31 protein-coding genes are annotated in these 23,837 nt (G+C 63.6%); 7 read left to right on the top strand and 24 right to left on the bottom strand.

Annotated features, from left to right (window positions below):
- Nucleotides 1–46: 46 nt before the first annotated feature.
- From NKH02_RS09205 to gcvA, 6 genes are all read right to left on the bottom strand, one after another.
- Nucleotides 47–817 (bottom strand): L-iditol 2-dehydrogenase, encoded by a 771-nt coding sequence (locus NKH02_RS09205; protein WP_352878096.1) that lies wholly within the window; start codon nucleotides 815–817, stop codon nucleotides 47–49.
- Nucleotides 818–819: 2 nt separating this feature from the next.
- On the bottom strand, nucleotides 820–1,818 hold the full coding sequence (locus NKH02_RS09200; RefSeq protein WP_352878093.1) for an ABC transporter ATP-binding protein: 999 nt from the start codon (nucleotides 1,816–1,818) through the stop codon (nucleotides 820–822).
- A gap of 50 nt (nucleotides 1,819–1,868) precedes the next feature.
- Complete coding sequence (locus tag NKH02_RS09195) at nucleotides 1,869–2,693, bottom strand: carbohydrate ABC transporter permease (RefSeq protein ID WP_352870054.1); 825 nt, start codon at nucleotides 2,691–2,693, stop codon at nucleotides 1,869–1,871.
- A gap of 11 nt (nucleotides 2,694–2,704) precedes the next feature.
- Nucleotides 2,705–3,577 carry a carbohydrate ABC transporter permease gene (locus NKH02_RS09190; RefSeq protein WP_013528414.1) on the bottom strand — a complete coding sequence of 291 codons (873 nt, stop codon included), beginning with the start codon at nucleotides 3,575–3,577 and terminating at the stop codon, nucleotides 2,705–2,707.
- 117 nt (nucleotides 3,578–3,694) lie between these two features.
- Entirely contained in the window at nucleotides 3,695–5,005 is a 1,311-nt protein-coding gene (locus NKH02_RS09185; RefSeq protein ID WP_352878090.1) for an ABC transporter substrate-binding protein, read from the bottom strand.
- A 225-nt stretch (nucleotides 5,006–5,230) separates the two neighbouring features.
- The gene (gcvA, locus tag NKH02_RS09180; protein WP_352870052.1) at nucleotides 5,231–6,136 is read right to left on the bottom strand and encodes a transcriptional regulator GcvA; all 906 of its coding nucleotides are present in this window, start codon (nucleotides 6,134–6,136) and stop codon (nucleotides 5,231–5,233) included.
- A 110-nt stretch (nucleotides 6,137–6,246) separates the two neighbouring features.
- Between gcvA and NKH02_RS09175 the strand changes: the two genes are divergently transcribed.
- A complete protein-coding gene (locus NKH02_RS09175) occupies nucleotides 6,247–6,432 on the top strand; it encodes a hypothetical protein (RefSeq protein WP_352870133.1) in 186 nt (61 codons plus the stop codon).
- Between the two features lie 40 nt (nucleotides 6,433–6,472).
- On the opposite strand, the gene NKH02_RS09170 is transcribed toward NKH02_RS09175, so the two are convergent.
- Nucleotides 6,473–7,432 carry a sugar-binding transcriptional regulator gene (locus NKH02_RS09170; RefSeq protein WP_352878087.1) on the bottom strand — a complete coding sequence of 320 codons (960 nt, stop codon included), beginning with the start codon at nucleotides 7,430–7,432 and terminating at the stop codon, nucleotides 6,473–6,475.
- A gap of 255 nt (nucleotides 7,433–7,687) precedes the next feature.
- Here NKH02_RS09170 and NKH02_RS09165 point away from each other — a divergent pair, with 255 nt between their 5' ends.
- Complete coding sequence (locus NKH02_RS09165) at nucleotides 7,688–8,320, top strand: HAD family hydrolase (RefSeq protein ID WP_352878084.1); 633 nt, start codon at nucleotides 7,688–7,690, stop codon at nucleotides 8,318–8,320.
- Nucleotides 8,321–8,368: 48 nt separating this feature from the next.
- Here the strand turns inward: NKH02_RS09165 and NKH02_RS09160 are convergent, their stop codons facing one another.
- The 9 genes from NKH02_RS09160 to ureC all read right to left on the bottom strand — a co-directional run bounded on the left by NKH02_RS09160 (nucleotide 8,369) and on the right by ureC (nucleotide 14,731).
- Nucleotides 8,369–9,136 carry a class II aldolase and adducin N-terminal domain-containing protein gene (locus tag NKH02_RS09160; RefSeq protein ID WP_352878081.1) on the bottom strand — a complete coding sequence of 256 codons (768 nt, stop codon included), beginning with the start codon at nucleotides 9,134–9,136 and terminating at the stop codon, nucleotides 8,369–8,371.
- 82 nt (nucleotides 9,137–9,218) lie between these two features.
- The gene (ureG, locus tag NKH02_RS09155) at nucleotides 9,219–9,860 is read right to left on the bottom strand and encodes an urease accessory protein UreG (RefSeq protein WP_352878079.1); all 642 of its coding nucleotides are present in this window, start codon (nucleotides 9,858–9,860) and stop codon (nucleotides 9,219–9,221) included.
- Nucleotides 9,857–10,297 carry a DUF3995 domain-containing protein gene (locus NKH02_RS09150; protein WP_352878076.1) on the bottom strand — a complete coding sequence of 147 codons (441 nt, stop codon included), beginning with the start codon at nucleotides 10,295–10,297 and terminating at the stop codon, nucleotides 9,857–9,859. Before NKH02_RS09150 ends, ureG begins: the two co-directional genes overlap by 4 nt.
- Nucleotides 10,294–10,965, bottom strand: coding sequence for an urease accessory protein UreF (locus NKH02_RS09145; RefSeq protein WP_352878073.1), 672 nt, complete (start codon nucleotides 10,963–10,965; stop codon nucleotides 10,294–10,296). The genes NKH02_RS09150 and NKH02_RS09145 overlap by 4 nt, the downstream gene beginning before the upstream one ends.
- Complete coding sequence (gene ureE / locus NKH02_RS09140; protein WP_352878070.1) at nucleotides 10,958–11,551, bottom strand: urease accessory protein UreE; 594 nt, start codon at nucleotides 11,549–11,551, stop codon at nucleotides 10,958–10,960. Before ureE ends, NKH02_RS09145 begins: the two co-directional genes overlap by 8 nt.
- A gap of 1 nt (nucleotide 11,552) precedes the next feature.
- Nucleotides 11,553–11,777: a glutathione S-transferase N-terminal domain-containing protein gene (locus tag NKH02_RS09135; protein WP_352872891.1), complete on the bottom strand. Its 225-nt coding sequence runs from the start codon at nucleotides 11,775–11,777 to the stop codon at nucleotides 11,553–11,555.
- A gap of 45 nt (nucleotides 11,778–11,822) precedes the next feature.
- On the bottom strand, nucleotides 11,823–12,416 hold the full coding sequence (locus tag NKH02_RS09130; protein WP_352878067.1) for a hypothetical protein: 594 nt from the start codon (nucleotides 12,414–12,416) through the stop codon (nucleotides 11,823–11,825).
- Nucleotides 12,417–12,461: 45 nt separating this feature from the next.
- Nucleotides 12,462–12,950 (bottom strand): DUF29 domain-containing protein, encoded by a 489-nt coding sequence (locus NKH02_RS09125; protein WP_352878064.1) that lies wholly within the window; start codon nucleotides 12,948–12,950, stop codon nucleotides 12,462–12,464.
- A 68-nt stretch (nucleotides 12,951–13,018) separates the two neighbouring features.
- Nucleotides 13,019–14,731, bottom strand: a complete 1,713-nt coding sequence (gene ureC / locus NKH02_RS09120; protein WP_502913794.1) for an urease subunit alpha — start codon at nucleotides 14,729–14,731, stop codon at nucleotides 13,019–13,021.
- Nucleotides 14,732–14,925: 194 nt separating this feature from the next.
- Here ureC and NKH02_RS09115 point away from each other — a divergent pair, with 194 nt between their 5' ends.
- A complete protein-coding gene (locus NKH02_RS09115) occupies nucleotides 14,926–15,309 on the top strand; it encodes a hypothetical protein (RefSeq protein ID WP_352878062.1) in 384 nt (127 codons plus the stop codon).
- Nucleotides 15,310–15,438: 129 nt separating this feature from the next.
- Nucleotides 15,439–15,933: a hypothetical protein gene (locus NKH02_RS09110; protein WP_352878060.1), complete on the top strand. Its 495-nt coding sequence runs from the start codon at nucleotides 15,439–15,441 to the stop codon at nucleotides 15,931–15,933.
- A gap of 20 nt (nucleotides 15,934–15,953) precedes the next feature.
- On the opposite strand, the gene NKH02_RS09105 is transcribed toward NKH02_RS09110, so the two are convergent.
- The 5 genes from NKH02_RS09105 to NKH02_RS09085 are packed head-to-tail and all read right to left on the bottom strand — an operon-like array spanning nucleotide 15,954 to nucleotide 18,317.
- A complete protein-coding gene (locus tag NKH02_RS09105; protein WP_352872901.1) occupies nucleotides 15,954–16,259 on the bottom strand; it encodes an urease subunit beta in 306 nt (101 codons plus the stop codon).
- 2 nt (nucleotides 16,260–16,261) lie between these two features.
- Nucleotides 16,262–16,855 carry a HupE/UreJ family protein gene (locus NKH02_RS09100; protein WP_352878058.1) on the bottom strand — a complete coding sequence of 198 codons (594 nt, stop codon included), beginning with the start codon at nucleotides 16,853–16,855 and terminating at the stop codon, nucleotides 16,262–16,264.
- Nucleotides 16,856–16,887: 32 nt separating this feature from the next.
- Nucleotides 16,888–17,142 carry a DUF1272 domain-containing protein gene (locus NKH02_RS09095; RefSeq protein ID WP_352878056.1) on the bottom strand — a complete coding sequence of 85 codons (255 nt, stop codon included), beginning with the start codon at nucleotides 17,140–17,142 and terminating at the stop codon, nucleotides 16,888–16,890.
- A 10-nt stretch (nucleotides 17,143–17,152) separates the two neighbouring features.
- Nucleotides 17,153–17,455, bottom strand: a complete 303-nt coding sequence (locus NKH02_RS09090; RefSeq protein ID WP_023760238.1) for an urease subunit gamma — start codon at nucleotides 17,453–17,455, stop codon at nucleotides 17,153–17,155.
- Nucleotides 17,456–17,483: 28 nt separating this feature from the next.
- Complete coding sequence (locus NKH02_RS09085; RefSeq protein ID WP_352872909.1) at nucleotides 17,484–18,317, bottom strand: urease accessory protein UreD; 834 nt, start codon at nucleotides 18,315–18,317, stop codon at nucleotides 17,484–17,486.
- A 214-nt stretch (nucleotides 18,318–18,531) separates the two neighbouring features.
- On the opposite strand from NKH02_RS09085, the gene NKH02_RS09080 reads away from it, so the two are divergent.
- The 3 genes from NKH02_RS09080 (at nucleotide 18,532) to NKH02_RS09070 (ending at nucleotide 20,878) form a co-directional block, all read left to right on the top strand.
- Nucleotides 18,532–18,786 carry an acyl carrier protein gene (locus NKH02_RS09080; protein ID WP_013528393.1) on the top strand — a complete coding sequence of 85 codons (255 nt, stop codon included), beginning with the start codon at nucleotides 18,532–18,534 and terminating at the stop codon, nucleotides 18,784–18,786.
- Between the two features lie 5 nt (nucleotides 18,787–18,791).
- Nucleotides 18,792–20,000, top strand: coding sequence for a beta-ketoacyl-[acyl-carrier-protein] synthase family protein (locus NKH02_RS09075; RefSeq protein WP_352878054.1), 1,209 nt, complete (start codon nucleotides 18,792–18,794; stop codon nucleotides 19,998–20,000).
- A gap of 173 nt (nucleotides 20,001–20,173) precedes the next feature.
- Nucleotides 20,174–20,878 carry a glutathione S-transferase family protein gene (locus NKH02_RS09070; RefSeq protein ID WP_352878052.1) on the top strand — a complete coding sequence of 235 codons (705 nt, stop codon included), beginning with the start codon at nucleotides 20,174–20,176 and terminating at the stop codon, nucleotides 20,876–20,878.
- 25 nt (nucleotides 20,879–20,903) lie between these two features.
- On the opposite strand, the gene NKH02_RS09065 is transcribed toward NKH02_RS09070, so the two are convergent.
- The 3 genes from NKH02_RS09065 to NKH02_RS09055 all read right to left on the bottom strand — a co-directional run bounded on the left by NKH02_RS09065 (nucleotide 20,904) and on the right by NKH02_RS09055 (nucleotide 23,583).
- A complete protein-coding gene (locus NKH02_RS09065) occupies nucleotides 20,904–21,245 on the bottom strand; it encodes a hypothetical protein (RefSeq protein WP_352878050.1) in 342 nt (113 codons plus the stop codon).
- 85 nt (nucleotides 21,246–21,330) lie between these two features.
- A complete protein-coding gene (locus tag NKH02_RS09060; RefSeq protein WP_352878047.1) occupies nucleotides 21,331–21,951 on the bottom strand; it encodes a nucleoside triphosphate hydrolase in 621 nt (206 codons plus the stop codon).
- Nucleotides 21,952–22,479: 528 nt separating this feature from the next.
- Nucleotides 22,480–23,583, bottom strand: coding sequence for a hypothetical protein (locus NKH02_RS09055; protein WP_352878044.1), 1,104 nt, complete (start codon nucleotides 23,581–23,583; stop codon nucleotides 22,480–22,482).
- Between the last annotated feature and the right edge of the window lie 254 nt (nucleotides 23,584–23,837).

The raw sequence follows: 23,837 nt of genomic DNA, 5'->3' as shown, positions 1-23,837 counted from the left end.
GCCTCTGCTCCCCGCGGAGGTACGAGGAGCAGAGGCCGTCCCCGCCTCAACTCATCCACTGGCCGCCATCGACATTGTAGGTCTGGGCGACGATGTATTCGGCGTCGGCGCTGGCGAGAAAGACCGCCATGCCGGTGAGGTCCTGCGCCGTGCCCATGCGGCCATACGGCACCGCCTCGCCGACCAGTTTCTTCTTCTCGCCCTTCGGCCGGTTTTCATACTTGGCGAACAGCGCATCGACGTGGTCCCAGTGCTCGCCATCGACGACGCCAGGGGCAATCGCGTTGACGTTGATGCGGTGCTTGATCAGGTCGAGCCCCGCCGATTGGGTCAGCGAGATGACGGCGGCCTTGGTGGCGCAATAGACACCGACCAGCGCCTCGCCGCGTCGACCGGCCTGGCTCGCCATGTTGATGATCCTGCCGCCCCGGCCAGCGGCGATCATCGAGCGGGCGGCCGCCTGCAACATGAACAGCGTGCCGGCGACGTTGACCGAAAACAATCTGTCGTAGCTGGCCTTGGTGATCTCGACGATCGGTGCCAGATCGAACAGGGCGGCGTTGTTGATTAGGATATCGAGCCCGCCGGTCTTCGCCTCGACGGCTTTCACCGCCGCTTCGATCGAGACGAGGTCGGTGACGTCGAGCTCTAGCGCATAGGCCTTGCCGCCGATCTCGGCGGCCGTCTTCCGCGCAGCCTCGAGATTGATGTCAGCAATGGCGACGGTGGCGCCTTCGCCGACATAGGCTTCGGCGAAGGCTCTGCCGATGCCGCGTGCCGAGCCCGTGATCAACGCGGATTTGCCGGCAAGTCGCATGCTTAGATTGCCTTCCCGTCGGCGCCGAAGCGATGCAGCTTGGTCTTGTCGGGCGTCAGGTAGATGGTGTCGCCGTGATGCACGGCCAATTCGCCGTCGGCACGCACCGTCAGCGGCCCGACGCCATCAGCCTGGACGTGCAAGAACGTGTCGGAACCGAGATGTTCGGCAACGCCGACGGTGGCTTTCCAGTCGCCCGCCGTGGTCGAGATTTCCAGATGCTCGGGGCGGATGCCGATGGTCTTGGCGCTGTATTTGGCAGCCGGCGCGCCTTCGATCAGGTTCATCTTCGGCGAGCCGATGAAGCCGGCTACGAACAGGTTCTTCGGCGTCTTGTAGAGCTCCATCGGCGAGCCGACCTGCTCGATGTTGCCGGCGTTCAGCACGACGATCTTGTCGGCCATGGTCATGGCTTCGACCTGGTCGTGGGTGACATAGATCATGGTCGTCTTGAGCTGATGGTGCAGCTCGCTGATCTCCAGCCGCATCGTGCCGCGAAGTGCTGCATCGAGGTTGGACAGGGGTTCATCGAACAGGAACGCGGTCGGCTGACGCACGATGGCACGGCCGATGGCGACGCGCTGGCGCTGGCCGCCGGAAAGCTGGCCGGGCCGGCGTTCGAGGTAGTTGGTCAGGTTGAGCACGCGCGCCGCGTCTCCCACCTTCTTTTCGATGGTCGCCTTGTCTTCGCCGGCCATCTTCAGCGGGAAGCCGATGTTCTTGGCCACCGTCATGTGCGGATAGAGCGCGTAGGATTGGAACACCATGGCCAGCTTGCGCTTGGCCGGTGCCTCGCCGGTGACGTCGCGGCCGTCGATGTTGATGGAGCCGCCGCTGGTGTCTTCCAGGCCGGCGATCAGTCGCAGCAGCGTTGACTTGCCGCAACCGGACGGGCCGACGAAAACGACGAACTCGCCATTTTCGATCACCAGGTCGAGGCCGGGGATGATGGACGTCGCTCCGAAGGATTTGGAGACGTTCTTGAGCGTGATGTTTCCCATGGTTTCCTCCCCGAGGGGTTATTGTCCGGCGTCTGTTGCTTGCGGCGATCTTACTTCACGGCGCCAAAGGTCAGGCCGCGCACCAGTTGCTTCTGGCTGAACCAGCCCATGATCAGGATCGGCGCGATGGCCAGTGTCGAGGCCGCCGAAAGCTTGGCCCAGAACAGGCCTTGCGGGCTTGAGAACGAGCTGATGAAGGCGGTCAAGGGTGCTGCTTCCGTGGTCGTCAGCCGGATCGTCCAGAACGCCTCGTTCCAGGCCAGGATGATATTGAGCAGCATGGTCGAGGCGATGCCAGGCACAGCCATCGGTGTGAGTACATAAATGATCTCGTTCCACAGCGATGCGCCGTCCATGCGCGCCGCTTCCAGGATCTCGCCCGGGATTTCGCGGAAGTAGGTGTAGAGCATCCACACCACGATCGGCAGGTTGATCAGCATCAGCATGACCATCAGGCCGATGCGGCTGTCGAGCAGTCCCGTGTCGCGGAAGATCAGGTAGATCGGAAACAGCACGGCAACCGCGGGCATCATCTTCGTGGACAGCATCCACATCAGGATGTCCTTGGTTCGCTTGGTCGGCGAGAAGGCCATCGACCATGCCGCCGGTATGGCGACCAGCAGGGCCAGGATGGTCGAGCCGACCGAGAGCAGCACCGAGTTGAAGAAGAACTTGAAGTAGCCGTTCTGCGCCTGAACCTCGGAATAACTCTCGAACGTCCCCGATGGGATGATGCTGAAACCCTGGATGGCTTCCTGCTCCGACTTGAACGAGGTGATGATCGTATAGAGGATCGGGAAGAAGATCAGCAGCGCGACGATCCAGGCGGCAACTGTCGCGATCGTCTTGTGCCGGGTGGTGACTGAGCGTGCCATCGTATCCTCCCTTACTTGTCCAGGTTCTTGCCGACCGCACGCATGGCGAAGAAGGCGACGATGTTGGCGAGAATGACGGCGATCACACCGCCGGCGGAGGCCTGGCCGATTTTGAACTCCAGCAGCGCCTTCTGGTAGACGAGGAAGGGCAGGTTGGTGGAGGCGTATCCCGGGCCGCCATTGGTGGTGACGAGGATCTCGGCATAGACGGAGAGGAGGAAGATCGTCTGGATCAGGATGACGACCGTGATGGCGCGCGACATGTGCGGCAGCGTCAGATAGATGAAGCGGCTGATGAAGCCGGCGCCGTCCATTTCGGCGGCTTCCTTCTGCTCACCGTCGAGCGACTGCAGCGCGGTCAAGAGAATGAGCGTCGCGAAGGGCAGCCATTGCCAGGCGACGATGATGATGATGGCCAGCATCGGATGCTGCCCGAACCAGTCGATCGGCTGAGCCCCGAAGAAGCGCGCTATGTCGGCGAACACTCCGTATTGCGGGTGCATGATCATGTTCTTCCAGACCAATGCGGCCACCGGCGGCATGACGAAGAACGGCGAGATGACGAGGATGCGCACGATCCCCTGGCCCCACATCGGCTGGTCGATCAGAAGCGCCAGCAGGATGCCGCCGATCACCGTGATCAGAAGCACGCTGACCACCAGGGTGAGCGTGTTGAGGATCGATTGTAGGAAGGCCGGGTTGGAATAGAACAACGCGTAGTTCGAGAAGCCGACGAAGCCGTCGCGGATCGGATTGAGCGGATTGTACTGCTGGAAGGAGAACCAGATGGTGATGACCAACGGCACGATCATCCAGACGAACAGCAGCACCACGGATGGCGCCATCATGAAACGGGCAAGCGAACGGGTCTGCTGAGTAGCCATGACGGTCACCCTTCACTGGTCAGGCTGAATTTTCAAAAGGCGTTAAAGGCGGCCGCCCGAACTGGGAACTCGGGCGGCCGTTGCCGGTCAAGAAAGCGACCGGCACCGGGAGGAGCCTTACTTGATGTATCCGCCTTCGGTCATTGTCGCGGTGGCAGCGTCCTGGGCCTGCTTCAGGGCATCGTCGACGCTCGACTGGCCGGCAAGAGCCGCCGAGAAGAGCTGACCGACGGTGGTGCCAAGGCCCTGGAACTCCGGGATGGCGACGAACTGGACGCCGACATAGGGCACCGGCTTGACGGTGGGATGCGTCGGATCGGCCGCGTTTATGGAGTCGAGCGTCATCTTGGCGAACGGAGCCGCCTTCTGGTACTCGGCATTGGCATAGAGCGAGGAGCGCGTGCCCGGAGGAACGTTGGCCCAGCCCTCCTTCGAAGCGACCAGTTCGGCATAGTGCTTGCTGGTCGCCCAGGAGACGAACTTCTGGGCGGCATCAGCTTTCTGCGTGCCGGCTGGGATGGCCAGCGACCAGGCCCACAGCCAGTTGCCGCGCTTGCCCAGACCATTGTCGGGCGCCAGCGCATAGCCGACCTTGTCGGCGACCTGGGATGCCTTCGGGTCGGAGACGAAAGATGCGGCGACGGTGGCGTCGATCCACATGCCGCATTTGCCCTGCTGGAACAGCGCCAGGTTCTCGTTGAAGCCGTTGGAGGACGCGCCCTCGGGGCCGTCGGCCTTCATCAGGTCGACATAGAACTGCAGCGTGTTCTTCCATTCCGGCTGGTCGAACTGGGGCTTCCAGTTCTCGTCGAACCAGCGTGCGCCGAAGGAGTTCGACATTGCTGTCAGGAACGCCATGTTCTCGCCCCAGCCGGCCTTGCCGCGCAGGCACACGCCGTTCACGCCATTGGCGCGGTCGGTCATCTTGTCGGCGGCCTGCTTGATGAAGTCCCAGGTCGGCGCATCGGGCATCTTCAGCCCAGCCTTGTCCATCAGGTCCTTGCGGTACATGACGAAGGAGCTTTCGCCGTAGAAGGGCGCGGCGTAGAGCTTGCCGTCGACCGAAAGGCCGCCGGCGATGGCCGGGATGATGTCCTTGACGTCATAGTCGTCGCCGAGCTTGTCGAGCGGCAACAGCCAGTTCTGCTTGGCCCAGATCGGAACTTCATAGGTGCCGATGGTCATCACGTCATATTGTCCACCCTTGGTGGCGATGTCGGTGGTGACGCGCTCGCGCAGCACGTTCTCTTCAAGCGTAACCCAGTTGAGCTGGATGTCGGGGTTCGCCTTGGTGAAGTCATCGGTCAGCTTTTGCATGCGGACCATATCGCCATTGTTGACGGTGGCGATGGTGATGGATTCGGCGTGCGCGGCGAACGCGAGCGCGCTGGCCGACAACAAGCCCAGGGTGAGCGTGCGAAGTTTCATCAAATTCCTCCCTTGAACCAAGATGAGCATTTGCCTTGGCTTTGGGCAATTACTCACTTGGCGTTAAATATGTCAAGCCGGATTCGATGCTGCAGCGCAGCACTCGGCGCGGCTGACGGATAATGCGTAGGTGGAAATTGCGAAGACAAACCGCGCCCCGCCGGGCGTCAGACGACCCGACAGAACGGCGTGCGATGTTGAATGCGGTTGCTGGAGGCTTGCCTGTCAGCAGGCGATCTCGGCCAGCAGCCAGTCGCGGAAGGCACGGATCTTCGGCACGTTGCGGCGTGCCTCCGGATAGACCAGCCAATAGGCATGACCGTCGTCGCCGACCAGGTCGAAGGGCTGGATCAGGCGGCCGTCCGCCAATTCCGCCTTGAACAGCGCCCTGGTCAGGATCGCCACGCCATGGCCGGCGATTGCCGCATTGGCCTCATAGGCCTGCGCACCCATGCTGCTGCCGGGTCGTCGGGCAAGATCGTGCGAGTGCACGCCGGCGGCCGAAAACCACTCGTCCCACCAGATGTCGCCAGGGTCGAGGATCGGCAGCCGCAAGAGATCGGCCGGTTCCTTGACGCCGCCGATGCTTGCCGCGAGCTTGGGGCTCAGCATCGGCGTGAAATCGGCATCGAACAGCTTGTGCACTTCGAGGCCCGGCCATTTGCCGGCGCCCGAGCGGATGGCGATATCGGCTTCCTCGCGGGTAAAGTCCGTCAGGCGGCTCGACGTCTCAAGCCGGACGGCAAGCGCCGGATGGGCGATCTGGAACGACCCCAGCCGGTGCGCCAGCCAGTTCGAGGCGAAGGTCAGCACGGTGGTGACGCACAGCAATCCGTCGGCCCCGCCGCGCACCGCGGCATAGGCCTGGCCAAGAATGGCGAAGGCCTCGCCGACGGCGGGCGCCAGGCGCTGCCCGGCCTCGGTCAATACGATCTGGCGCGGCCGGCGCAGGAACAGCGGCGCGCCGATGCGTTCCTCCAGCACCTTGATCTGATAGCTGACCGCCGCCTGCGTCATGGCGAGTTCACCGGCGGCCTTGGTGAAGGAAAGATGGCGCGCCACCGCGTCGAATACCCTGATCGCCTGCAGCGGCGGGAGTTGCGAAACCTGTCGCGAGCCGAGGTCCGGCATAAGGCCTCCTTATGGATCATGATCGACGTTCGATTGGCAAAGGCGGGCGGCAAGACCGACATTCATCGCCAACCCGTCATTCGGGTTCAGGATAGCGAAGGATGACGATCATGACCATGGCGCAGCAAAAATGCACTCCCGCTCCGGATCACCGCTGGATTTCGTGGCTCGCGGACGGATTTGGCTGGTTCGCGTTAAAAAAGAAGGCACATCTCGACATCAGGGACCTGTCGCCGCATCTGCGGCGCGACCTCGGTTTCCTCGATGGCAACGACCCTTTCGGGCGGCACCGGTAGCGTGCCTGTTTTATTGCAAATCAGGCGACGTTGCCTCCGGTCAGATGCTGGCCAGCAGCGCGGCAGCGGTCCGTTCATCGGTGATGAGGCCGTTGATCAGCCGTCGGTTGGCGGCCGCCAGGATGCCCGGCAGCTTTCGTTCGCCCATGGCCAATGCGATGACCAGCGATTTTTCGCGCGACGGCAGTGAAGCCGATGACACACGGTCGTTGGTGATGCCCTCGATCATGCGGCCTTCGCGATCGAACACCCAGCCGACGATCTCGGCGATACCGCCGGCCTTCTGCAGCGCCTTCAACTCGCTTTCCGAGATGAAGCCGTCCACGTAGAGCGGCGCCTTGGGACCGAGGTCGCCAATGCCGATGAAGGTGACGTCGGCTTCGGCCGCCAGCGCCAGCGTCGGCTGGATCATCGGCTGGTTGAGCAGCATCTCGCGCTCCTCCGGCGAAGAGGCGATGACCGGCAGCGGCATCGGGAAGGATCGCGCCTTCACCCTGTCGGCCATGGTGAAGATGACGTTGTAGAAAGCGGCCGAGCCGTCAGGCGAGATGTTGCCCGTCAGCGACACCACCTTGTGCTGCGGGCATTCCATCGGCGGCAACTGCTCGATCGCCGCCTTCAGCGTGCGGCCGGTGCCGATCGCCATGACGATCGGCGTCGGAGACCGCAGCCGCCGCTCGATCTCGGCGGCAGCCGCCTCGGCGATGCCGATCGTGGTGGAGGATGAATTGGGATCGCTCGGCACCACTTCGACAAGATCGAGCGCGAAGCGGGATCTCAGCCGTGACGCGAGATCGAGGCAGTTGGCGATCGGATGGTCGACGCGTACCTTGATCAATCCCCCCGACACGGCCAGCGATACCAGCCGCTGCGCCGTCTGCCGCGAAATGCCGAGCGTGGCGGCGATCTGGTCCTGCGTGTTGCCGGCAACATAATAGAGCCAGCCGGCGCGCGCCGCGTCGTCCAGCCTGTTGCTGCCACTATCCTGCCGGGTATTCACGTCCTGCCTCCCACGACCGCCGGTTTCAGAGCGGTCCACGCCTACTTTCGCAGGGAACGGCCTGCTGCGCAATTGTCAATCTCTAGGGCATTTGCTTGCCAACTGTCGGCGCAAACAGGCAGAATTTCCGCTTCCGGCAATGCCTGCATCAGGCAAAGAAGCGCATTTGCCGTCCCGACGGGCGGCACGTTCTTCGGTCCCGAAGGTTTATCTCCCTGCGCAAACGCTTTAATGGATCGCAAAAAGGAGCGCTGCATGACACCGAAAGCGGTTTTCTGGGATATGGACGGCACGCTGGTCGACAGCGAGCCGCTGCACGAAGCAGCCCTTGTGGCCGCGATGCGCAATGTCGGCCTCGTGCCGCCTGATAATCTGCATGAGCGCGTGCTCGGCGTCGCGGCCTGGCCGGTCTACGAGATGATGCGCGACGAGTTCGGCCTGGACCTGCCCTTCGACGATTGGATCGTGCGCAAATACGACCACTATCTGCCGCTGGTCGAAGGCTTGAAGCCGCGCCCCGGCGCGATTGAGATCTTCACCGAATTGCGCGAAAGGGGCGTGGCGCAGGCCGTGGTGTCGAATTCGGACCGGATGATCGTCGACGCCAATCTGAGCATGGTCGGCCTTATGTACCCCGGCATGAAGACGGTCAGCCGCAACGATGTGCGCGAAGGCAAGCCGCATGCCGAACCCTTCCTGCGCGCCGCGTATCTGGCCGATGTCGACCCCGCGCACGCCGTCGCTATCGACGACAGCTGGCCGGGCGCCATGGCGGGGCTGGCGGCGGGCATGAAGACGATCTTCTGGCCGGAGAAGCCGATGGAAGGCCCGCCCGGCGCCGTGGTCATCAACAGCGCCGAGGAATTGCGCGCCCAGTTGGGACTCTGAGCGCGCCCGCAGGCGAAACGGGCGCTAGATCCAGCCCAGAACCAGCCCTCAATTCCGGTAGGCCGGTTCCTGCTCGTCGAGGATCGCTTTCAACTCGCTGAGATGGCGTTCGGCCTGGCCGGGATAGTCGTCCATCTCGCTTGCCGCCTTCTCGGCGATCGCATCGGATAGCGTGCGCAGCGGACGGCCGGTCCACAGCGCCTTGATGTAGGTCTCGGCGGCACGTTCGAAATAGAACATGCGGTTGAAGGCATCGGCGACCGTATCGCCGATAACCAGCACGCCGTGATTGCCCATCACCATCACCTTGACCTTGGGATCGACGAGAAGCTGCGAACAGCGCTCGCCCTCCTCCTCGAAGGCCAGCCCGCCATAATGCGCGTCGACGACATGGCGATTGAAGAACATCGCCGAATTCTGGTCGATCGGCTGCAGGCGAGAATCGGCGAGCGACGCCAGCACCGTGGCGTGGATGGAATGCACATGCATGACGCAGCGCGCGTGGCGCACATTGCGATGGATGGCGCCATGCAGGCCCCACGCCGTCGGGTCCGGCGCATTGGGACCGGAGAGCGTTTCTGGATCGTTGGCGTCGATCATCAGCAGATCGCTCGCCTTGATGCGCGAGAAATGCACCTGGTTGGGGTTCATCAGGAACTGCGTGCCGTCATCATTGACGGCCAGCGAGAAATGATTGGCCACCGCCTCGTGCATGTTGAGCCGCGCCGTCCAGCGAAAGGCGCAGGCGAGATCGACGCGCTCCTCATGGAAGGGCAGATTGGTCAGCGGTTCCTTCTGCAGTCGGGCGATGCTCATCGAAAAATCCTCCGGTTTTGGCAAGAATGCCGTGACCAGCCCATGCCCGCAACCGGTTTTGGTTGGTGCAGGGACGGCTATCTCACGCTGCCGTGCTGGCCGCGACGCCGGCCCGCAGCCCGCCATGCTCGACGATGAAATCGATCACCGCCTGCAGACCCTTGCCGCGCGACAGGTCGGTGAAGCCGAACGGCCGTTTGCCGCGCATGCGGCCGGCGTCGCTCTCCATGACATCGAGGTTGACGTTCACGTAAGGCGCCAGATCGCTCTTGTTGATCACCAGGAAATCGGAGCGGGTGATCGCCGGCCCGCCCTTGCGCGGGATTTCTTCGCCCTGGCAGACCGAGATGACATAGAGCGTCAGGTCGGCGAGGTCAGGCGAGAAGGTGGCGGCAAGATTGTCGCCGCCGGATTCGATGAAGACGATGTCGAGATCCGGGAATTTCCTGTTCATCTCGGCGATCGCCTGCAGATTGATCGAGGCATCCTCGCGGATCGCGGTATGCGGGCAGCCGCCGGTCTCGACGCCCATGATGCGATCCTCGGGCAGCGCCTGCAGCCGCGCCAGCATCATGGCGTCTTCCTTGGTGTAGATGTCGTTGGTGACGACGGCGATCGAGAATTCGTCGCGCAGCGCCTTGCACAGCTTTTCGGTCAGCGTCGTCTTGCCCGAACCGACCGGGCCGCCAATGCCGACGCGCAGCGGGCCATTTGTCTGTGTCATGCGGGAAACTCCGTGATGGCAAGGATGGCAAAGCCGAGCCCGATCAGCAGGCACAGCGGCGAATAATAACGGACATCGAGCCGCGCGAAAGGCTGTTCCGGTGTCAGGCGCCGCCACCATGGCATAAAGCCGGCAATGCCGCGCCCCAGGAACACCAGCCCGATGAGCAGCGACGTGGCGGCGAGGCCTTCCTTGGGAAAGGGCGAGGCAAAGACGCCTTCAAGCGCCAGCGGCCACAGCGTCGCCAGGCACAGGCACGCGGCAACGGCGAAACTGGCGAACGGCGTCGGCATCTCGTCGACGCCGCGAAAGCCGACGACGGCACGGGCGCAGGAGGCCGCATCCTTGCCCGGCCAGATGCCGCCAAGGCCCCAATAGACGTGCAGCGCGGTGATCAGCAGCAGAACGGTCGAAAGCGCGAAGGCGAGGATGATCATGAGCGGAACAATCGCGAATACTGGGTTTCGTGCTTCATCGCCATGACGTCGGAGACGAAGGCGCAGCCGCCGAGATCATCCAGCGTCGAGCGCGCGGCGCGGGCCGCGGTCGCAACGGCCAGCGGCTCGAAGCCGGCAAGCAGGGTGGTTGCCCTGTTTTGGCCTACGACGCCGAGCCGGATCGCGGCCTGGACGAGGTTGGAGAAGAAGGTCTGCAGGAAGGCGGACAGCGCATCCCGAAGTGCAATTGAATTGCCGCCGGCAATGGCGCCGACGGCGACGCAATAGGCGCATTCAGCCGGCAAGCGCTGCAGCACCGGATTTGGCCAGGCCGCCGCCGCTTTCAGGAAGGCGGCACCCTGCAGCATGGTCTCGGTGTGGCGTTCGCGCGAGCCGGCCAGCGCCTCGGCGAGCGCGGCTACTTCATCGAGATCACCGGTGCCGCGTGCCCGGCGCCAGCTCTCGGCGAACAGCACCGCGTCGTTCCAGCCGGAGCCCATCTCGACCAGCGTTCCCAGCCAGCAGGCGAGGCTGTCGGCATCGGCAACCAGTCCGCCATGCACCGCGCGCTCGAGGCCGTGGCTGTAGGAGAAGCCGCCGACCGGAAAGGCCGGCGAAAACCACGCCATCAGCCGCAAGAGCGCAATGTTCGAAGGCTGGTCAGTCATGGTCGTGGTGGTGGCCGGCGTGAGAATGCGAATGGGAATGCGATTCGCTGTGCGCGTGAGAATGCGTCTCGGCATGGCTATGGGCATGCGCATGGCCGTGGTCGTGGCTTTGCCCACCATGGCCGGAATAGGCGCCGCGCACCGGCTCGAACGGCTCGGAAACATCGGTCACCGTGGCGCCGAGCCCTTCCAGCATCGCCTTGATGACATGGTCGCGCAGGATGAGGATGCGCCCGGCCTCGATGCTGGCCGCGAGATGACGGTTGCCGATATGCCAGGCGAGTTCGGCCAGGTGCACGGTGTCACGAGCCCGGATGTCATAGACCTCTTCCGGCGCCGCGATGATCTCGATATGGCCGCCATCCTCCAGCACCAGCCGGTCGCCATCGTTCAGGGCGACGGGCTCGGGCAGGTCGACCAGCACCTTGCTGCCGTCGGCAAGTTCGATGGCTCGACGGCGCAGATGCCGCTCGTCATGGGCGAGCACGGCCTGCCCGGACGGCGTGATGGTTCCGGCGTTGTCGGCGGACAGCACGGAAACGGCACGCGGGAATTTGGTGAAGTCGGTGTTGAGGTTGAGCTTCATTTCATGGATCCCCGTGTTTGTCCGAAAGATAGACGCAGATCGCCGCCGAGTCCGTCACGGTCAGCTCGCCATCGATCAGGATCGGCACCTTGCCCGACGGGTTGAGCGCATAGGCTTCCGGCGAGCGCAGCTTGACCTCGACGAATTCATAGGGCTGCCCGAGTTCCTCGAGCATCCAGAGAACGCGGCTGACCCGGGATCCACGCGATCCGACGGCCTTGTACATAGGTGAACCCTGCCTTTCCCGAGCAATCTAGACCATCGCGCCCGCTCAGACGATGGTGTCGAAGAGCCGCAGGATGAACGATATCTGATAGATAAGCGCCGCCGCGACAAAGGTGATGTGGAAGCGGCGATCGCGCACCAGGATAGCGACAATGCAGAGCGCGACGAAGACCGGCGTGCGGAACAGGTATTCGCTGCCGAAGCGGGCGAAATGCTCCGGCCCTTTCAGCAGCGTGTCGACCACGTCGAGTAGATAGGTCGCCGCCAGCAGGCCGAAGAACCAGGCACGGCGTGAATAGAAGAAATCCTCGTAGCTGGTGTAGTCCAGCATCGAATCCGGAAACAGCAGCGCGCAGAGCAGGAACAGCGTGATCGCATAGAAGATGATGAACAGGTACTTGCCGAAGGTCCAGTTCTCGATGGCGTAGAGACCGAACTCCCACCACCAGAAGTGCACCAGCATCAAAAGCACCGAGGCGACCCAGGCCAGATGCACGGGATAGAGCCGGTACTGGCCTGGATGCTGGACGATGCGCGCCACCCCCGACAGCAGGCGGGCGACGCCCAGCCCGATCACCATGCCCATGACGATGCGGATGTGCGGAAAGATGTCGTGGGCGGAAGCGATTTCGGTGGCCATGGGCCTCAACGAGCTAAGTGGTGATGGCGCGCTTGGCGTTCTGGGCTAGTCTCGCAGAAAAACATCCATTGAAAGCGGGCCACCAGGCCAAAATCGTCCATCGAGCGCCTGCTTGGATGTAAAGGGAGGTTCATTTGGAAAGTGTGATTTCCTTAGACCTGTCTCCCTTACAGCGACAGGCAAAGCGTCTTTGTACGCCTCGTCGAAAATCTGCGCGGGATAGCGGCGGAGGCTCGGGCTGTCCTTGATGATATTTCCGATCCAAACGCGCTGTTCGGAGATTGACGCCTGCCAGCTATGGCATCTGTGGCCCGGCTGGAACTCCCATTTCAGGAGATGTGCGATCAGCACTTCCATCCGGCTGCGGATCTCTCGCCTATCGCTCCTCCCCAAGCTCTCGATCTCCTCGGCCACGTTCTCCCGATCAAGCTCGGCAAGACGCCCCTCGCGCAACAGCGCTGCCTGTTCGGCGCTCCACTGCGCAAAGTCCGTTTCGTAGGGCGTAAGGGCCCTGAGGCGATCGATCCTGTTCATGGGGTGTATATTGCCCTAAACCGCGTCGCGTTCAAACGGCTTCGTGCGATGCGCTTTAGGGTGCAAGGTCAAAACAGAAAATACCTCTGCGCCATCGGCAGCACCGTTGCCGGCTCGCAGGTCAAAAGCTCGCCGTCGGCACGGACCTCGTAGGTTTCCGGATCGACCTCGATATGCGGCGTTGCGTCGTTGAGCACCATCGAATGCTTGCCGATGCCGCCGCGGGTGTTTTCGACGGCGACGAACTGCTTGTCGACGCCCAGCCTGCCATGCAGGCCCGATTCCAGCGCTGCCTTCGAGACGAAGGTCACCGACGAGTTGGTCCTGGCCTTGCCATAGGCGCCGAACATCGGCCGGTAGTGCATCGGCTGCGGCGTCGGGATCGAGGCGTTTGGGTCGCCCATCGGGGCGGCGGCAATCATGCCGCCGATCAGTACCATATCCGGTTTGACGCCGAAGAAGGCCGGGTTCCACAGCACCAGATCGGCGCGTTTGCCGACCGCGATCGAGCCGATATCCTTCGACAGCCCATGCGCGATGGCCGGATTGATCGTGTATTTGGCGATGTAGCGGCGGACGCGGAAATTGTCGTTGTTGCCGGTCTCCTGCGGCAGCGAGCCGCGCTGGCGCTTCATCTTGTCGGCGGTCTGCCAGGTGCGGATCGCCACTTCGCCGACACGGCCCATGGCCTGCGAGTCCGACGAGATGATCGAGAAGGCGCCGATGTCGTGCAAAATGTCTTCCGCCGCGATGGTCTCCTTGCGGATGCGGCTTTCGGCAAAGGCGATGTCTTCGGGGATCGCCGGCGACAGATGATGGCAAACCATCAGCATGTCGAGATGCTCGGCCAGCGTGTTGACGGTGTAGGGCCGCGTTGGATTGGTCGAGGACGGGATCACGTTGGGCAAGCCGCAGACCTTGATGATGTCGGGCGCGTGGCCGCCGCCGGCACCCTCGGTGTGGAAGGCGTGGATGGTGCGGCCCTTGATCGCCGCCACCGTATTTTCGACAAAGCCGGATTCGTTCAGCGTGTCGGTGTGGATCATCACCTGCACGTCGTACTCGTCGGCGACCGAAAGGCAGCAGTCGATGGCCGCCGGCGTCGTGCCCCAGTCCTCGTGCAGCTTCAGCGAGCACGCGCCGCCCAGCACCATTTCCTCGAGCGCTGCGGGCAAGGACGCATTGCCCTTGCCCGACAGGCCGATGTTCATCGGGAAGGCATCGAAGGACTGGATCATGCGGGCCATGTGCCATGGGCCCGGCGTGCAGGTGGTGGCGAGCGTGCCATGCGCCGGGCCGGTGCCGCCGCCGAGCATGGTGGTGATGCCGCTCATCAGCGCTTCCTCGATCTGCTGCGGGCAGATGAAGTGGATATGCGCGTCGAAGCCGCCGGCGGTCAGGATCTTGCCTTCGCCGGCGATGATCTCGGTGCCGGGGCCGATGATGATGGTGACGCCATCTTGCGTGTCTGGATTGCCCGCCTTGCCTATTGCCGCGATCCGCCCGTCCCTGAGACCGATATCGGCCTTGAAGATGCCGGCGCCGGCATCGAGCACCAGTGCGTTGGTGATGACGGTGTCGACCGCGCCTTGCGCCCGCGAAACCTGGCTCTGGCCCATGCCGTCGCGGATCACCTTGCCGCCGCCGAATTTCACCTCTTCGCCATGGATGGTGAGATCCTTCTCGACCTCGATGAACAGTTCGGTGTCGGCAAGCCGCACCTTGTCGCCGACCGTCGGGCCGTACATTTGCGCATAGGCGGCGCGGGTAATTCTGGCCATCAGCGATTGCTCCCAAAATGCGGTTTGCCGAAACGCGGTTTGCCGAAATGCAGCTTGATTGAATTCCGGCACATTGCTGCCATCCAATGGTCACGCAATGACCCACTGGGCGACACCTTCTGATCCCATTTGGCGTTTGAGGTTAGGGGGTCACCCCAAAACGACCGTTTGCCAATCGATGGAAAGGAAAATCCATGCGCAAAACCATAGTTCTTGCCGCTGTCGCCACCCTGATGCTGGCGGGCGCCGCCAGTGCCCAGCAGCAACCCGCGCAGCAGCCCGCTCCGGCGCCGACCACGCCCGCTCCGGCCACCCCCCAGGCGCAGCCGGCCGTACCGACGATCCAGAGCGTCAACATCGTCGACATCACGGAACTGCCAAAGGACACCCAGACGCAGGTCAACCAGGTGATCGCCCAGCGTGGCGACGACGGCTTGAAGAAACTGCGCAGCTCGATCGACGCCACGCCCAAGGTGAAGTCCGCGCTTGAGGCCAAGGGACTCAGCTCGGCGCAGGTCATCGCGGCCAGCATGGAACCCAATGGCGCGCTGACCCTGATCACCAAAAAAGCCAGCTGACAGACGGGTTGGGCGGGCCGGTATCCGGTCCGCCTGCCGCATCGGGACGGGAACCTTCGCGGGGCGGGATTCGTTTTGTTGTATTCGCGCTAAACCGCGCCCCGAAACGAATTCCCTCAGGAGCGAGCGATGGCGATCACTCCTTTTTCGGCCCAAAGACGGTCGCAGGCCGTCGCCGCAATGGCGTTCCTGGCGGCGGCCGGTCCCGTTGCCGGCCTGAAGGCGCAGGGTCTTGAAAGCACGGAGACCGTCAACCGCATTGTCGGCTCGGAGGTCAAGCAGGAAGAGGCCAAGACCACGGCCGAAGCCGGAAACGTCAACACGGCAATCGACCGGACGCGTGAAAACATCGGCACGGTGCGCAAGACATCCAAGCTCGACAAGGTCGATATCGTGTTCCTGACCGACGCCGCGCGCACCGAAGGCGGCCCGCCGGCGGTAATCGAAAGCAAGATCAAGCAGCATCAGGACGATATTGCGGAACTGCGCAAGGAGATCGAGGCCAACGCGCTCTTGTTCAACGCCATCGAGTCGCGGCGCGTGCTTGTGCAGGATGTCCTCGCCGTCGAATTCGACGATCCCGGAAAGGTCGTCATCTACGCCGCGGCCAAGCCGTCGAACTGAGCCGAGCGCGCTGGAAGATCTCACAACTTGCCCATCACCTTCTGCTGAAATCCGTAGACCTCGCGCTTGCCGCCAAGCGGCACCAGCGTGACGTCGCGCTCCTGTCCCGGCTCGAAGCGCATGGCCGTGCCCGCGGCGATGTCGAGGCGCATTCCTCTGGCACGCTCGCGGTCGAACTTCAGACCCTCATTGGTCTCGAAGAAATGATAGTGGCTGCCGACCTGGATCGGCCGGTCGCCGCTATTGGCCACTTTCAAGGTGACGGTCGGCAGGCCCTTGTTCAGCTCGATGTCGCCGCCCGCCGTGATGATTTCGCCCGGGATCATCTTCACACCACACCGAAGACGAGGCCGACACCGATCGCAGCGCATGCGGCACCGGCGGCGCGGGCCAGGCGACGGAACCGGATGCCGAAACCGAGCCCGGCGGCGATGCCGGTGGCGTGCAGCAGCGCGGTAGCGACGGCAAAGCCGGCCATGTATTCGAGCCCGCTCGCATTCTCCGGCACTTCGGTGCCATGCGCGTGGCCGTGGAACAGCGCGAACAGGCCGATGATGGCAACGCCGGCCGAGACCGGCAGATCGACCGCCAGGGCCACCAGCAGCCCGAGCACCACGACCGATGCCAGAATGCCCGGTTCGACGAAGGGCAGGGGCATATGCAGCATGCCGAGCGCGCCGCCGGCCAGCATGACGCCGACAAAGGCCGCCGGCCAGGCAAGAACCGCCTTGCCGCCTTTGAGCGCCGCCCACAGTCCGACCGCGATCATCACCGTCATGTGATCGAGACCGGAGAGCGGGTGCATGAAGCCGGCCGCGAAGGAAGAGGTGGTGCCGATGCCGACATGGGCATAGGCCGGCATGGAAGCCGCCAGAAGTAGAATTGCGGAAAGCGAAGCGCGTTTCATCGGAGCGGAGATCATCGAAATGCCTTCTGGTTAAGGGGTCGCGGTGTTCACGCGGCCTTGCGAGGGCCGCAGCCTTCGGCCTTGAGAACGCGTTTGGCCGAGGCGGGGTATTTCTTCAGCATCGCCGCAGGGCGGATCGGCCGTGCCGAAAAATTGCCGCCGCAATTGGGGCAGATGCCGCCCAGCACATGCTCCACGCAGTCGGCGCAAAAGGTGCACTCGAAGGTGCAGATCAACGCATCCGCTGCCTCGGGCGGCAAGTCCTTGTCGCAGCATTCGCAATTGGGGCGCAGCTCAAGCATCTTCTCGTCCTCACCGTATCGGTTCGTGCACGGTCACCAGCTTGGTGCCGTCGGGAAATGTCGCCTCGACCTGCACGTCGTGGATCATCTCGGCGATGCCTTCCATGACTTGCGCGCGGGTAACGACATGGGCGCCGGCTTCCATCAGGTCGGCGACCGGGCGGCCGTCGCGGGCACCCTCGACGACGAAGTCGGTGATCAGCGCGATCGCCTCCGGATGGTTGAGCTTGACGCCGCGTTCGAGCCGCTTGCGCGCCACGATCGCCGCCATGGCGATCAGCAGCTTGTCCTTTTCCCTCGGCGTCAGGTTCATGCGTTTTCCCAGGCTGGTAGCGACAGGCCTACAGTGACCATAATTTGGGCAACCCCGCCCTTCCGTTGAGCAATTCGACGAGTGGAACCAGCCGCTGGCGCAGCCGGTAGCCATCCCCGGCGTAGAGCCTCGCAAGAAGCTTGCCAGATTTCTTGACGTTCCAGACGCTGGCGCTGCCGTGGTCGCCGACGATCTCCAGAACTGGTTCGAGCAGCGCTTCGGCCCGTGGCGACACCAAAAGCAGCGTCGCCATCGCGATCGCGCCACCGATAACCGCCGGGCGATCGAGCGTTGCGGCGATATCGGGTCCGATGCGGAAATCCTCCGCGTGAATGAGGGAGCCCTCCTGGCGGACGCGCCAGCGGTCGTGGAAATGGCCCTGCGCGGCGCGTTCGCCCATCGCCAGGCGGCCGAAGACGGCGGCTTCCAGCACCAGCGCCTCGGCGCCGGCGGCAAGCTCGACGTCGAGCGTGCGGGCAAACGCCGCTCGGTCGAAGACGATGGTCTCCTGCGGCAGCCAGGCGATGCGGCCGTTTTCACCGACCGACAAATTGACCCGCACTTCGGCACGGTCGGATGCCGCCCGATAGATCTTCTCGCAGGCCTGGGTCGTGATCGATGCCGATCCGGCCGCGCCGACATCCACGTCCCAGGCGATACGGTCGCCGCCGGTCATTCCGCCGGCGGTGTTGATCAGCACCGCTTCGAGCGGATCGGCCGAGACTGCCGGCATCCTTATCTTGGCGGCACCGTCCTGATAAAGGCGCCGCAGGCGCGTGCGACCCTCGCCTACGGCGCAGGAAAGCCGCGCCACGCCCGCAACGCGCTGCGTCGAAATCCCGCCATGTTCAGCCGTATCCATGCCTACACGTTAAGCACTCCGCCGGCTTTGTCGATATGGAGTTCGATATAGCTTGTTGCTTGACAACGTTTCGGTTTCTATAGAGGGAACCACCTTGGTACGGCCACGCCGCGCTTGGCGGGGGTATAAAACGACGACGGCGGCTTGATACCAGGAGAAAAGGGGCGCTGCGCAGTTGGCGTCGGGAAACGCGACATAGTGGGGAAGAAACCGAATGGCCGACCAGCTGGCAACGGATATCATCGCGAAGATCAAGGCTCATGCCGAGCCGGGCGGCGAGGAAATCACCACCACCACCGAATTGACCTCGCTTGGTATCCATTCGCTTGAGCTGACCGAGATCATCTTCGATCTTGAGGAAGAGTATGGCATCGAGATCGAGATGAACACGGTCGACGCCTGGAGCAATCTGAAGAATGTCGGCGATATGGTCGAAGCTGTCCGCGCGCTGATCGCGAAAAAAGCCTGAACTGAATGCGGCAGCGCGTCGTCATCACCGGCATGGGCGGCATTTGCGGGCTCGGCACCAGCGCGCCCGCGATCTGGAACGAGATGCGCGCCGGCCGCTCGGCCATAGGCCAGATCACAAGTCCGCAGCTGCATGATTTGAAGGTCAAGGTCGGCTGCGAAATCAAGGCTCTTCCAGATCACGGCATCGACCGCAAGCAGACCGTATCGATGGACCGCTTCAGCCTGCTGGCGACGATCGCGGCCAGGGAAGCCATGCAGCAGGCCGGCCTGGTTTCGAATGAGGCAACCACCTATCGGATGGGCACCGTCGTCGGTGTCGGCGTCTGCGGCTGGGAAGCGATCGAGGAGAACTATCGCGCCATCCTGATCGAGGGCAAGAACCGCGCCGGCATCTTCACCGTGCCAAAGGTGATGCCAAGCGCGGCCTCCGGCCACGTCAGCATGAATCTCGGCCTGCGCGGGCCGGTCTTCGGCGTCACCTCGGCCTGCTCGTCGTCCAATCACGCCATCACATCGGCCGTCGACCAGATCAGGCTCGGCCGCGCCGACGTGATGGTTGCCGGCGGCACCGATGCGCCGCTGGTCTGGGGTATCCTGAAGGGCTGGGAAGCGCTGCGGGTGCTGGCACCGGACACCTGCCGGCCATTTTCGGCCGATCGCCAGGGCCTGTCGCTTGGCGAAGGTGCCGGCATGGCGGTGCTGGAGAGCTACGAGCACGCCATGGCACGCGGCGCCACCATCCTTGCCGAAATTGCCGGCGCCGGCCTTTCCGCCGACGCGTCCGACATTGTCGCGCCGACCATCGAAGGACCGACGGCCGCCATGCGCGCCTGCCTGGCCGACGCCGGGTTCAATCCCGAGGATGTCGACTATCTCAATGCCCACGGCACCGGCACCAAGGCCAACGACCAGATCGAGACGGCGGCGATCAAGCGCGTCTTCGGCGACCATGCCTACAAGCTTTCGATGTCGTCGACCAAGTCGATGCATGCCCATTGCCTCGGCGCATCGGGCGCGCTCGAGATGATCGCCTGCGTGATGGCGATCCGCGAAGGCATCGTGCCGCCGACGGCCAATTTTCGCGAGGCCGATCCCGATTGCGATCTCGACGTCACGCCGAATGTGGCGCGCGAGCGCAAGGTGCGCACCGCGATCAGCAACGGCTTCGCGTTCGGCGGCACTAATGCGGTGCTGGCCTTCAAGGCCGTCTGATCCTGCATCGGCAATTACACCTGCCCCGGGCGATCCTGATCGTCCCAGAGTCGACCGTCCGTGCACGACGAAACGTTAACCGCCATATTGATCGTGCCGTGTGGCGCGTCTAATTCTTGGCCGCCCCCGCCAAACCGTGCCGCTCGGCGCGAATCCCCATTCAGGAGTTTCCCATGGCCGACCTGTCCGCCTTTCCGATCGCAACGCGCTGGCCAGCCAAACACCCGGACCGGATCCAGCTCTATTCGGCGACAACGCCGAACGGCGTGAAGATATCGATCGCCCTGGAAGAACTCGGCCTGCCCTACGAGCCGCATCTGGTCAATATCAGCAAGAATGAAAGCTCGACGCCGGAATTCCTGTCGCTCAATCCCAATGGCAAGATCCCGGCGATCATCGATCCGAACGGTCCGGACGGCAAGCCGATCGGCCTGTTCGAATCCGGCGCCATCCTGCTCTACCTCGCCGAAAAGACCGGCCTGCTCATGCCCGTGGACGCGGCACGCCGCTACGAGACCATTCAGTGGGTGTTCTTCCAGATGGCCTCGGTCGGGCCGATGTTCGGCCAGGTCGGCTTCTTCCACAAATTCGCCGGCCGCGAGATCGCCGACAAGCGCCCGCTGGAGCGCTATCGCGATGAATCGCGGCGGCTGCTCGGCGTGCTCGATGGCAGGCTGAAGGGCCGCAGATGGATCATGAGCAATGACTACACCATCGCCGATATTTCGCTGCTCGGCTGGGTGCGCAACCTGATCGGCTTCTACGAAGCGCGCGACCTCGTCGGCTTCGATGATTTCGCCAATGTGGCGGCATGGCTGGAACGCGGTCTTGCGCGACCAGCGGTACAGAAGGGCCTGACCATCCCGGCCAGAGCCTGACGCAAACCGGCGAGCTTCGAGAGCGCTACTTTGCCTTCGCCTTCGAGCCGCCCTTGCCCACCATGGATGCCGCAAGCGATGCAGTGCCCCTGGCGGCGATGGCGACGGCGCCCACAGCCACATTGGCCGCGGCCTTGACCGTGCGCATGGCGCTGCCCGAAATAGACCCATCGGCGTTTGCCGGCTTTTTGGGCTTTGCGGCTTTCGGCGCGGCTTTCGCGGCGGCCGGGACCACTTTCTTCGGTGCCGCCTTGCCGAAGGCCGGCTTGGTATCCTTCGAACGCGCCGCGACTGCCGGGCCGGCGCCTGCCTTGGATTGGGTTGCCTTGCCCTTGGAGGGCGCGGGCTTTCTTGCCTTCTGTGCCATCGGACGGACTCCCTCTTTGGCAGAATTGCCTTATCGGCGATAACGGCCTGAATGTCTTAAGGTTCCCCTTGCGCGATTCGTAGACTCAAGCGGAAAGGCCGATCACCAGATCGGCGGCCCGGCGGCGGGCAATAACCCGGTCGATATTGGGCATGTCGTTGGAAGCAATCCAGGCGCGCGCATCCTCATCGGAGCGGCCGTGCTCGTGCCAGCGCTCCAGCAGGCGGCGCTCGAGCTCGTCGCGCGGCAAGTCGACGAAGATCGAGAAATCGAACAGCGGCGCCAGCCGCGACCACGGCTCCTCGTCGAGCAGCAGGTAATTGCCCTCGACCAGGATGAACTTGGTCTCGGTGGGGATGATCGCGGCGGCGGCGCGCGACAGTTCCATGCCGCGGTCGAAGACCGGGATGGCGATGTCGGGTTCGCCGGCCCGGATGCGTTTCAGCAGGGCCTCGAAGCCGGCAAAGTCAAAGGTTTCCGGCGCGCCCTTGCGTGCGCGCAAGCCGCGCTGCTCGAGCACGGCGTCGTCATAGTGGAAGCCGTCCATCGGCACGACTTCCGCCGCACCCTCGGGCAGCAGATCATGCAGCCGCGCCGACAGCGTCGACTTGCCGGCGCCAGGCGGCCCGGCAATGGCGACGATGAAGCGGCTTGCCTTGCCGGCGCGCTTGAAGATGGTGGCGGCGAGATGGGCGATTTCGGACATTGGAGCCTCTCTCTGGCCTTGATCACGGTCACGATAATTCCGCTGCATCTTGTCGCCAGTCGGTGGAAATTTCAAACCGGGATTTATGCAAGCGAAATTGTCAAAGTGAGTGCTGCCCCTCATCGCCCTGCCGGGCACTTCTCCCCGTATAGTGACGGGGAGAAGGGGGCTGGCCGCAACGCCGGCATCCATTTTTGCAACGCTGGTGGTTGGCGAAACCATCGATGAGAGCGCCCCTCTCCCCGTCATTATACCTATGGCATTCACACATCATACCTATGGCATTCACACATCTCTTTCCGCTCATGGACGGTAGGTCAAAAATGCCAGCATTTTCAACGCCTGCATCCTAGCGCCGCCAAGGGATCATGACGACATCGCCCTCACTTAAGTCTTTGATTTCGCGTTTCTTTAGCCGCCGCAGAAAGATGTGTGAATCCGATAGGTCATTATACGGGGAGAGGATGCCGGCAGGCAGGTGAGGGGCGGCGCCAACGTTCCTTGAGAACAAACAGGGAAGCCATCCGATCAAGCTGCCGCCGTTCGCCCAATACGCAGGAAATCGCTGTCAAAGGGGATCTCTCGCGTCGAGCCGCCGCCGGCTGCCAGCCGCATGCGGCCATCCGCAGTCGTGACCTGCTGCGGCGGCTCGCCGCCGGACAGCGGCACGGCGCCGATGATATGGCGAAAGGAAACGCTGCGGCCTTCGCCCAGCGCAAAGGCGGTCGCGACCCCTTCGCGCTTCAGCCAGTTGTCGCCGATCGAGGCGGCATGGCCTATCGCCGTGCGGCCATCCTCGATACCGAGCACGCCGCGGTGACGGCCGCTCCAGGGCGCGTAGTCGCGGCCGCCATTGCTGAGCCACAGCATGGTGACCGGCAGCTCGGCCGGGTTCTTCAGCACCAGCACCAGGTCCTCTTCGGCCTGCCGGGCCAGGGCGGTCCAGCCCGGCCCGCCATGATCGGCCTCGACCAGCGTGAGGAAATCCTCGCGGCGGTCGCCCATACGGTATTCCGTCAGGTCGAGCGTGCCGCCGCCGGCGGCGGGGAAATGGCTGAGATCGGTGGAGCGCGCCGGATAGGCCAGTATGAAGCGGCCGCGGGCGGGATCGGGCTCCAGCGGATCGTCCAGCGTCGCGGCGAACCGCTTTGGCGAAAAAGCCAGCCTGCCGCCGCCCTTCATCGCCGTCATCGGGTGATGCGCGACCGAGATCGCGCCATGGCCGCCAGAGAACACATGCTCCTGATAGAGGAAGGGATGGTCGTCGCGCAGCGTCAGGATCTTGTCGACGCTCGCGCCCATCACCTTGTGCCGCAGGCGGTAGACCGCGCGCCAGCCATCTTCTGTCGCCGCGCTCTCGACGACATCCCAGGCGCTGTTGGCCGGCCAGCCATGCAGCGGCGCCTCCTCGACATCGCTGCGTGAAAACGGCGCGCAGAGAAAATCGCCGGACAGCCGGACCGTGCCTTCCGGCAAATCATCCGGCAGCGTCTCGCCCGCGTCGACCCAGGGCGCGCGGTGCAGCGGCTTCAGCTGGCGCCCGCCACTTTCGACGACCATGTCGGCGATGTGGCCGACCGTGAGATCGAGCGAAACCGAAATATTTCTGGCCTTGATGGTGCTGACAGTCATTACGCTCTCACCGATTCTGAAGGCGCAAACAGAACCCGTTCGACGCGGCTTGCGCAAGCGGCGCGACATGCGATTTTGCATCAGGATCTCCTTCACCCTCCCCCTTGTGGGGAGGGTCGGCGAGCGGTCGGAGCGAAGCGGAGATCGTTCGACGGGGTGGGGGGCGCCTACGAGCAGCCCCCCCCCCCCACGCCGGGGGGGGGGGCGCCCCCCCCCAGGGGGGGGGGGTGGGCGAGGGGACCCCCGGGTGGTGA

It is taken from the genome of Mesorhizobium sp. M1396 (assembly GCF_040317725.1).
In the GTDB taxonomy this organism is placed as follows: domain Bacteria; phylum Pseudomonadota; class Alphaproteobacteria; order Rhizobiales; family Rhizobiaceae; genus Mesorhizobium.
The sequence above is the reverse complement of the archived record's forward strand: the minus strand, read 5'-3'. Positions and strand labels throughout refer to the sequence as shown.

Bases quoted from the DNA above. Each gene is read 5' to 3' on its own strand.
- NKH02_RS09205 (WP_352878096.1), bottom strand. From the start codon at position 817: ATGCGACTTGCCGGCAAATCCGCGTTGATCACGGGCTCGGCACGCGGC.
- NKH02_RS09200 (WP_352878093.1), bottom strand. From the start codon at position 1,818: ATGGGAAACATCACGCTCAAGAACGTCTCCAAATCCTTCGGAGCGACG.
- NKH02_RS09195 (WP_352870054.1), bottom strand. From the start codon at position 2,693: ATGGCACGCTCAGTCACCACCCGGCACAAGACGATCGCGACAGTTGCC.
- NKH02_RS09190 (WP_013528414.1), bottom strand. From the start codon at position 3,577: ATGGCTACTCAGCAGACCCGTTCGCTTGCCCGTTTCATGATGGCGCCA.
- NKH02_RS09185 (WP_352878090.1), bottom strand. From the start codon at position 5,005: ATGAAACTTCGCACGCTCACCCTGGGCTTGTTGTCGGCCAGCGCGCTC.
- gcvA (WP_352870052.1), bottom strand. From the start codon at position 6,136: ATGCCGGACCTCGGCTCGCGACAGGTTTCGCAACTCCCGCCGCTGCAG.
- NKH02_RS09175 (WP_352870133.1), top strand. From the start codon at position 6,247: ATGACCATGGCGCAGCAAAAATGCACTCCCGCTCCGGATCACCGCTGG.
- NKH02_RS09165 (WP_352878084.1), top strand. From the start codon at position 7,688: ATGACACCGAAAGCGGTTTTCTGGGATATGGACGGCACGCTGGTCGAC.
- NKH02_RS09160 (WP_352878081.1), bottom strand. From the start codon at position 9,136: ATGAGCATCGCCCGACTGCAGAAGGAACCGCTGACCAATCTGCCCTTC.
- ureG (WP_352878079.1), bottom strand. From the start codon at position 9,860: ATGACACAGACAAATGGCCCGCTGCGCGTCGGCATTGGCGGCCCGGTC.
- NKH02_RS09150 (WP_352878076.1), bottom strand. From the start codon at position 10,297: ATGATCATCCTCGCCTTCGCGCTTTCGACCGTTCTGCTGCTGATCACC.
- NKH02_RS09145 (WP_352878073.1), bottom strand. From the start codon at position 10,965: ATGACTGACCAGCCTTCGAACATTGCGCTCTTGCGGCTGATGGCGTGG.
- ureE (WP_352878070.1), bottom strand. From the start codon at position 11,551: ATGAAGCTCAACCTCAACACCGACTTCACCAAATTCCCGCGTGCCGTT.
- NKH02_RS09135 (WP_352872891.1), bottom strand. From the start codon at position 11,777: ATGTACAAGGCCGTCGGATCGCGTGGATCCCGGGTCAGCCGCGTTCTC.
- NKH02_RS09130 (WP_352878067.1), bottom strand. From the start codon at position 12,416: ATGGCCACCGAAATCGCTTCCGCCCACGACATCTTTCCGCACATCCGC.
- NKH02_RS09125 (WP_352878064.1), bottom strand. From the start codon at position 12,950: ATGAACAGGATCGATCGCCTCAGGGCCCTTACGCCCTACGAAACGGAC.
- ureC (WP_502913794.1), bottom strand. From the start codon at position 14,731: ATGGCCAGAATTACCCGCGCCGCCTATGCGCAAATGTACGGCCCGACG.
- NKH02_RS09115 (WP_352878062.1), top strand. From the start codon at position 14,926: ATGCGCAAAACCATAGTTCTTGCCGCTGTCGCCACCCTGATGCTGGCG.
- NKH02_RS09110 (WP_352878060.1), top strand. From the start codon at position 15,439: ATGGCGATCACTCCTTTTTCGGCCCAAAGACGGTCGCAGGCCGTCGCC.
- NKH02_RS09105 (WP_352872901.1), bottom strand. From the start codon at position 16,259: ATGATCCCGGGCGAAATCATCACGGCGGGCGGCGACATCGAGCTGAAC.
- NKH02_RS09100 (WP_352878058.1), bottom strand. From the start codon at position 16,855: ATGATCTCCGCTCCGATGAAACGCGCTTCGCTTTCCGCAATTCTACTT.
- NKH02_RS09095 (WP_352878056.1), bottom strand. From the start codon at position 17,142: ATGCTTGAGCTGCGCCCCAATTGCGAATGCTGCGACAAGGACTTGCCG.
- NKH02_RS09090 (WP_023760238.1), bottom strand. From the start codon at position 17,455: ATGAACCTGACGCCGAGGGAAAAGGACAAGCTGCTGATCGCCATGGCG.
- NKH02_RS09085 (WP_352872909.1), bottom strand. From the start codon at position 18,317: ATGGATACGGCTGAACATGGCGGGATTTCGACGCAGCGCGTTGCGGGC.
- NKH02_RS09080 (WP_013528393.1), top strand. From the start codon at position 18,532: ATGGCCGACCAGCTGGCAACGGATATCATCGCGAAGATCAAGGCTCAT.
- NKH02_RS09075 (WP_352878054.1), top strand. From the start codon at position 18,792: ATGCGGCAGCGCGTCGTCATCACCGGCATGGGCGGCATTTGCGGGCTC.
- NKH02_RS09070 (WP_352878052.1), top strand. From the start codon at position 20,174: ATGGCCGACCTGTCCGCCTTTCCGATCGCAACGCGCTGGCCAGCCAAA.
- NKH02_RS09065 (WP_352878050.1), bottom strand. From the start codon at position 21,245: ATGGCACAGAAGGCAAGAAAGCCCGCGCCCTCCAAGGGCAAGGCAACC.
- NKH02_RS09060 (WP_352878047.1), bottom strand. From the start codon at position 21,951: ATGTCCGAAATCGCCCATCTCGCCGCCACCATCTTCAAGCGCGCCGGC.
- NKH02_RS09055 (WP_352878044.1), bottom strand. From the start codon at position 23,583: ATGACTGTCAGCACCATCAAGGCCAGAAATATTTCGGTTTCGCTCGAT.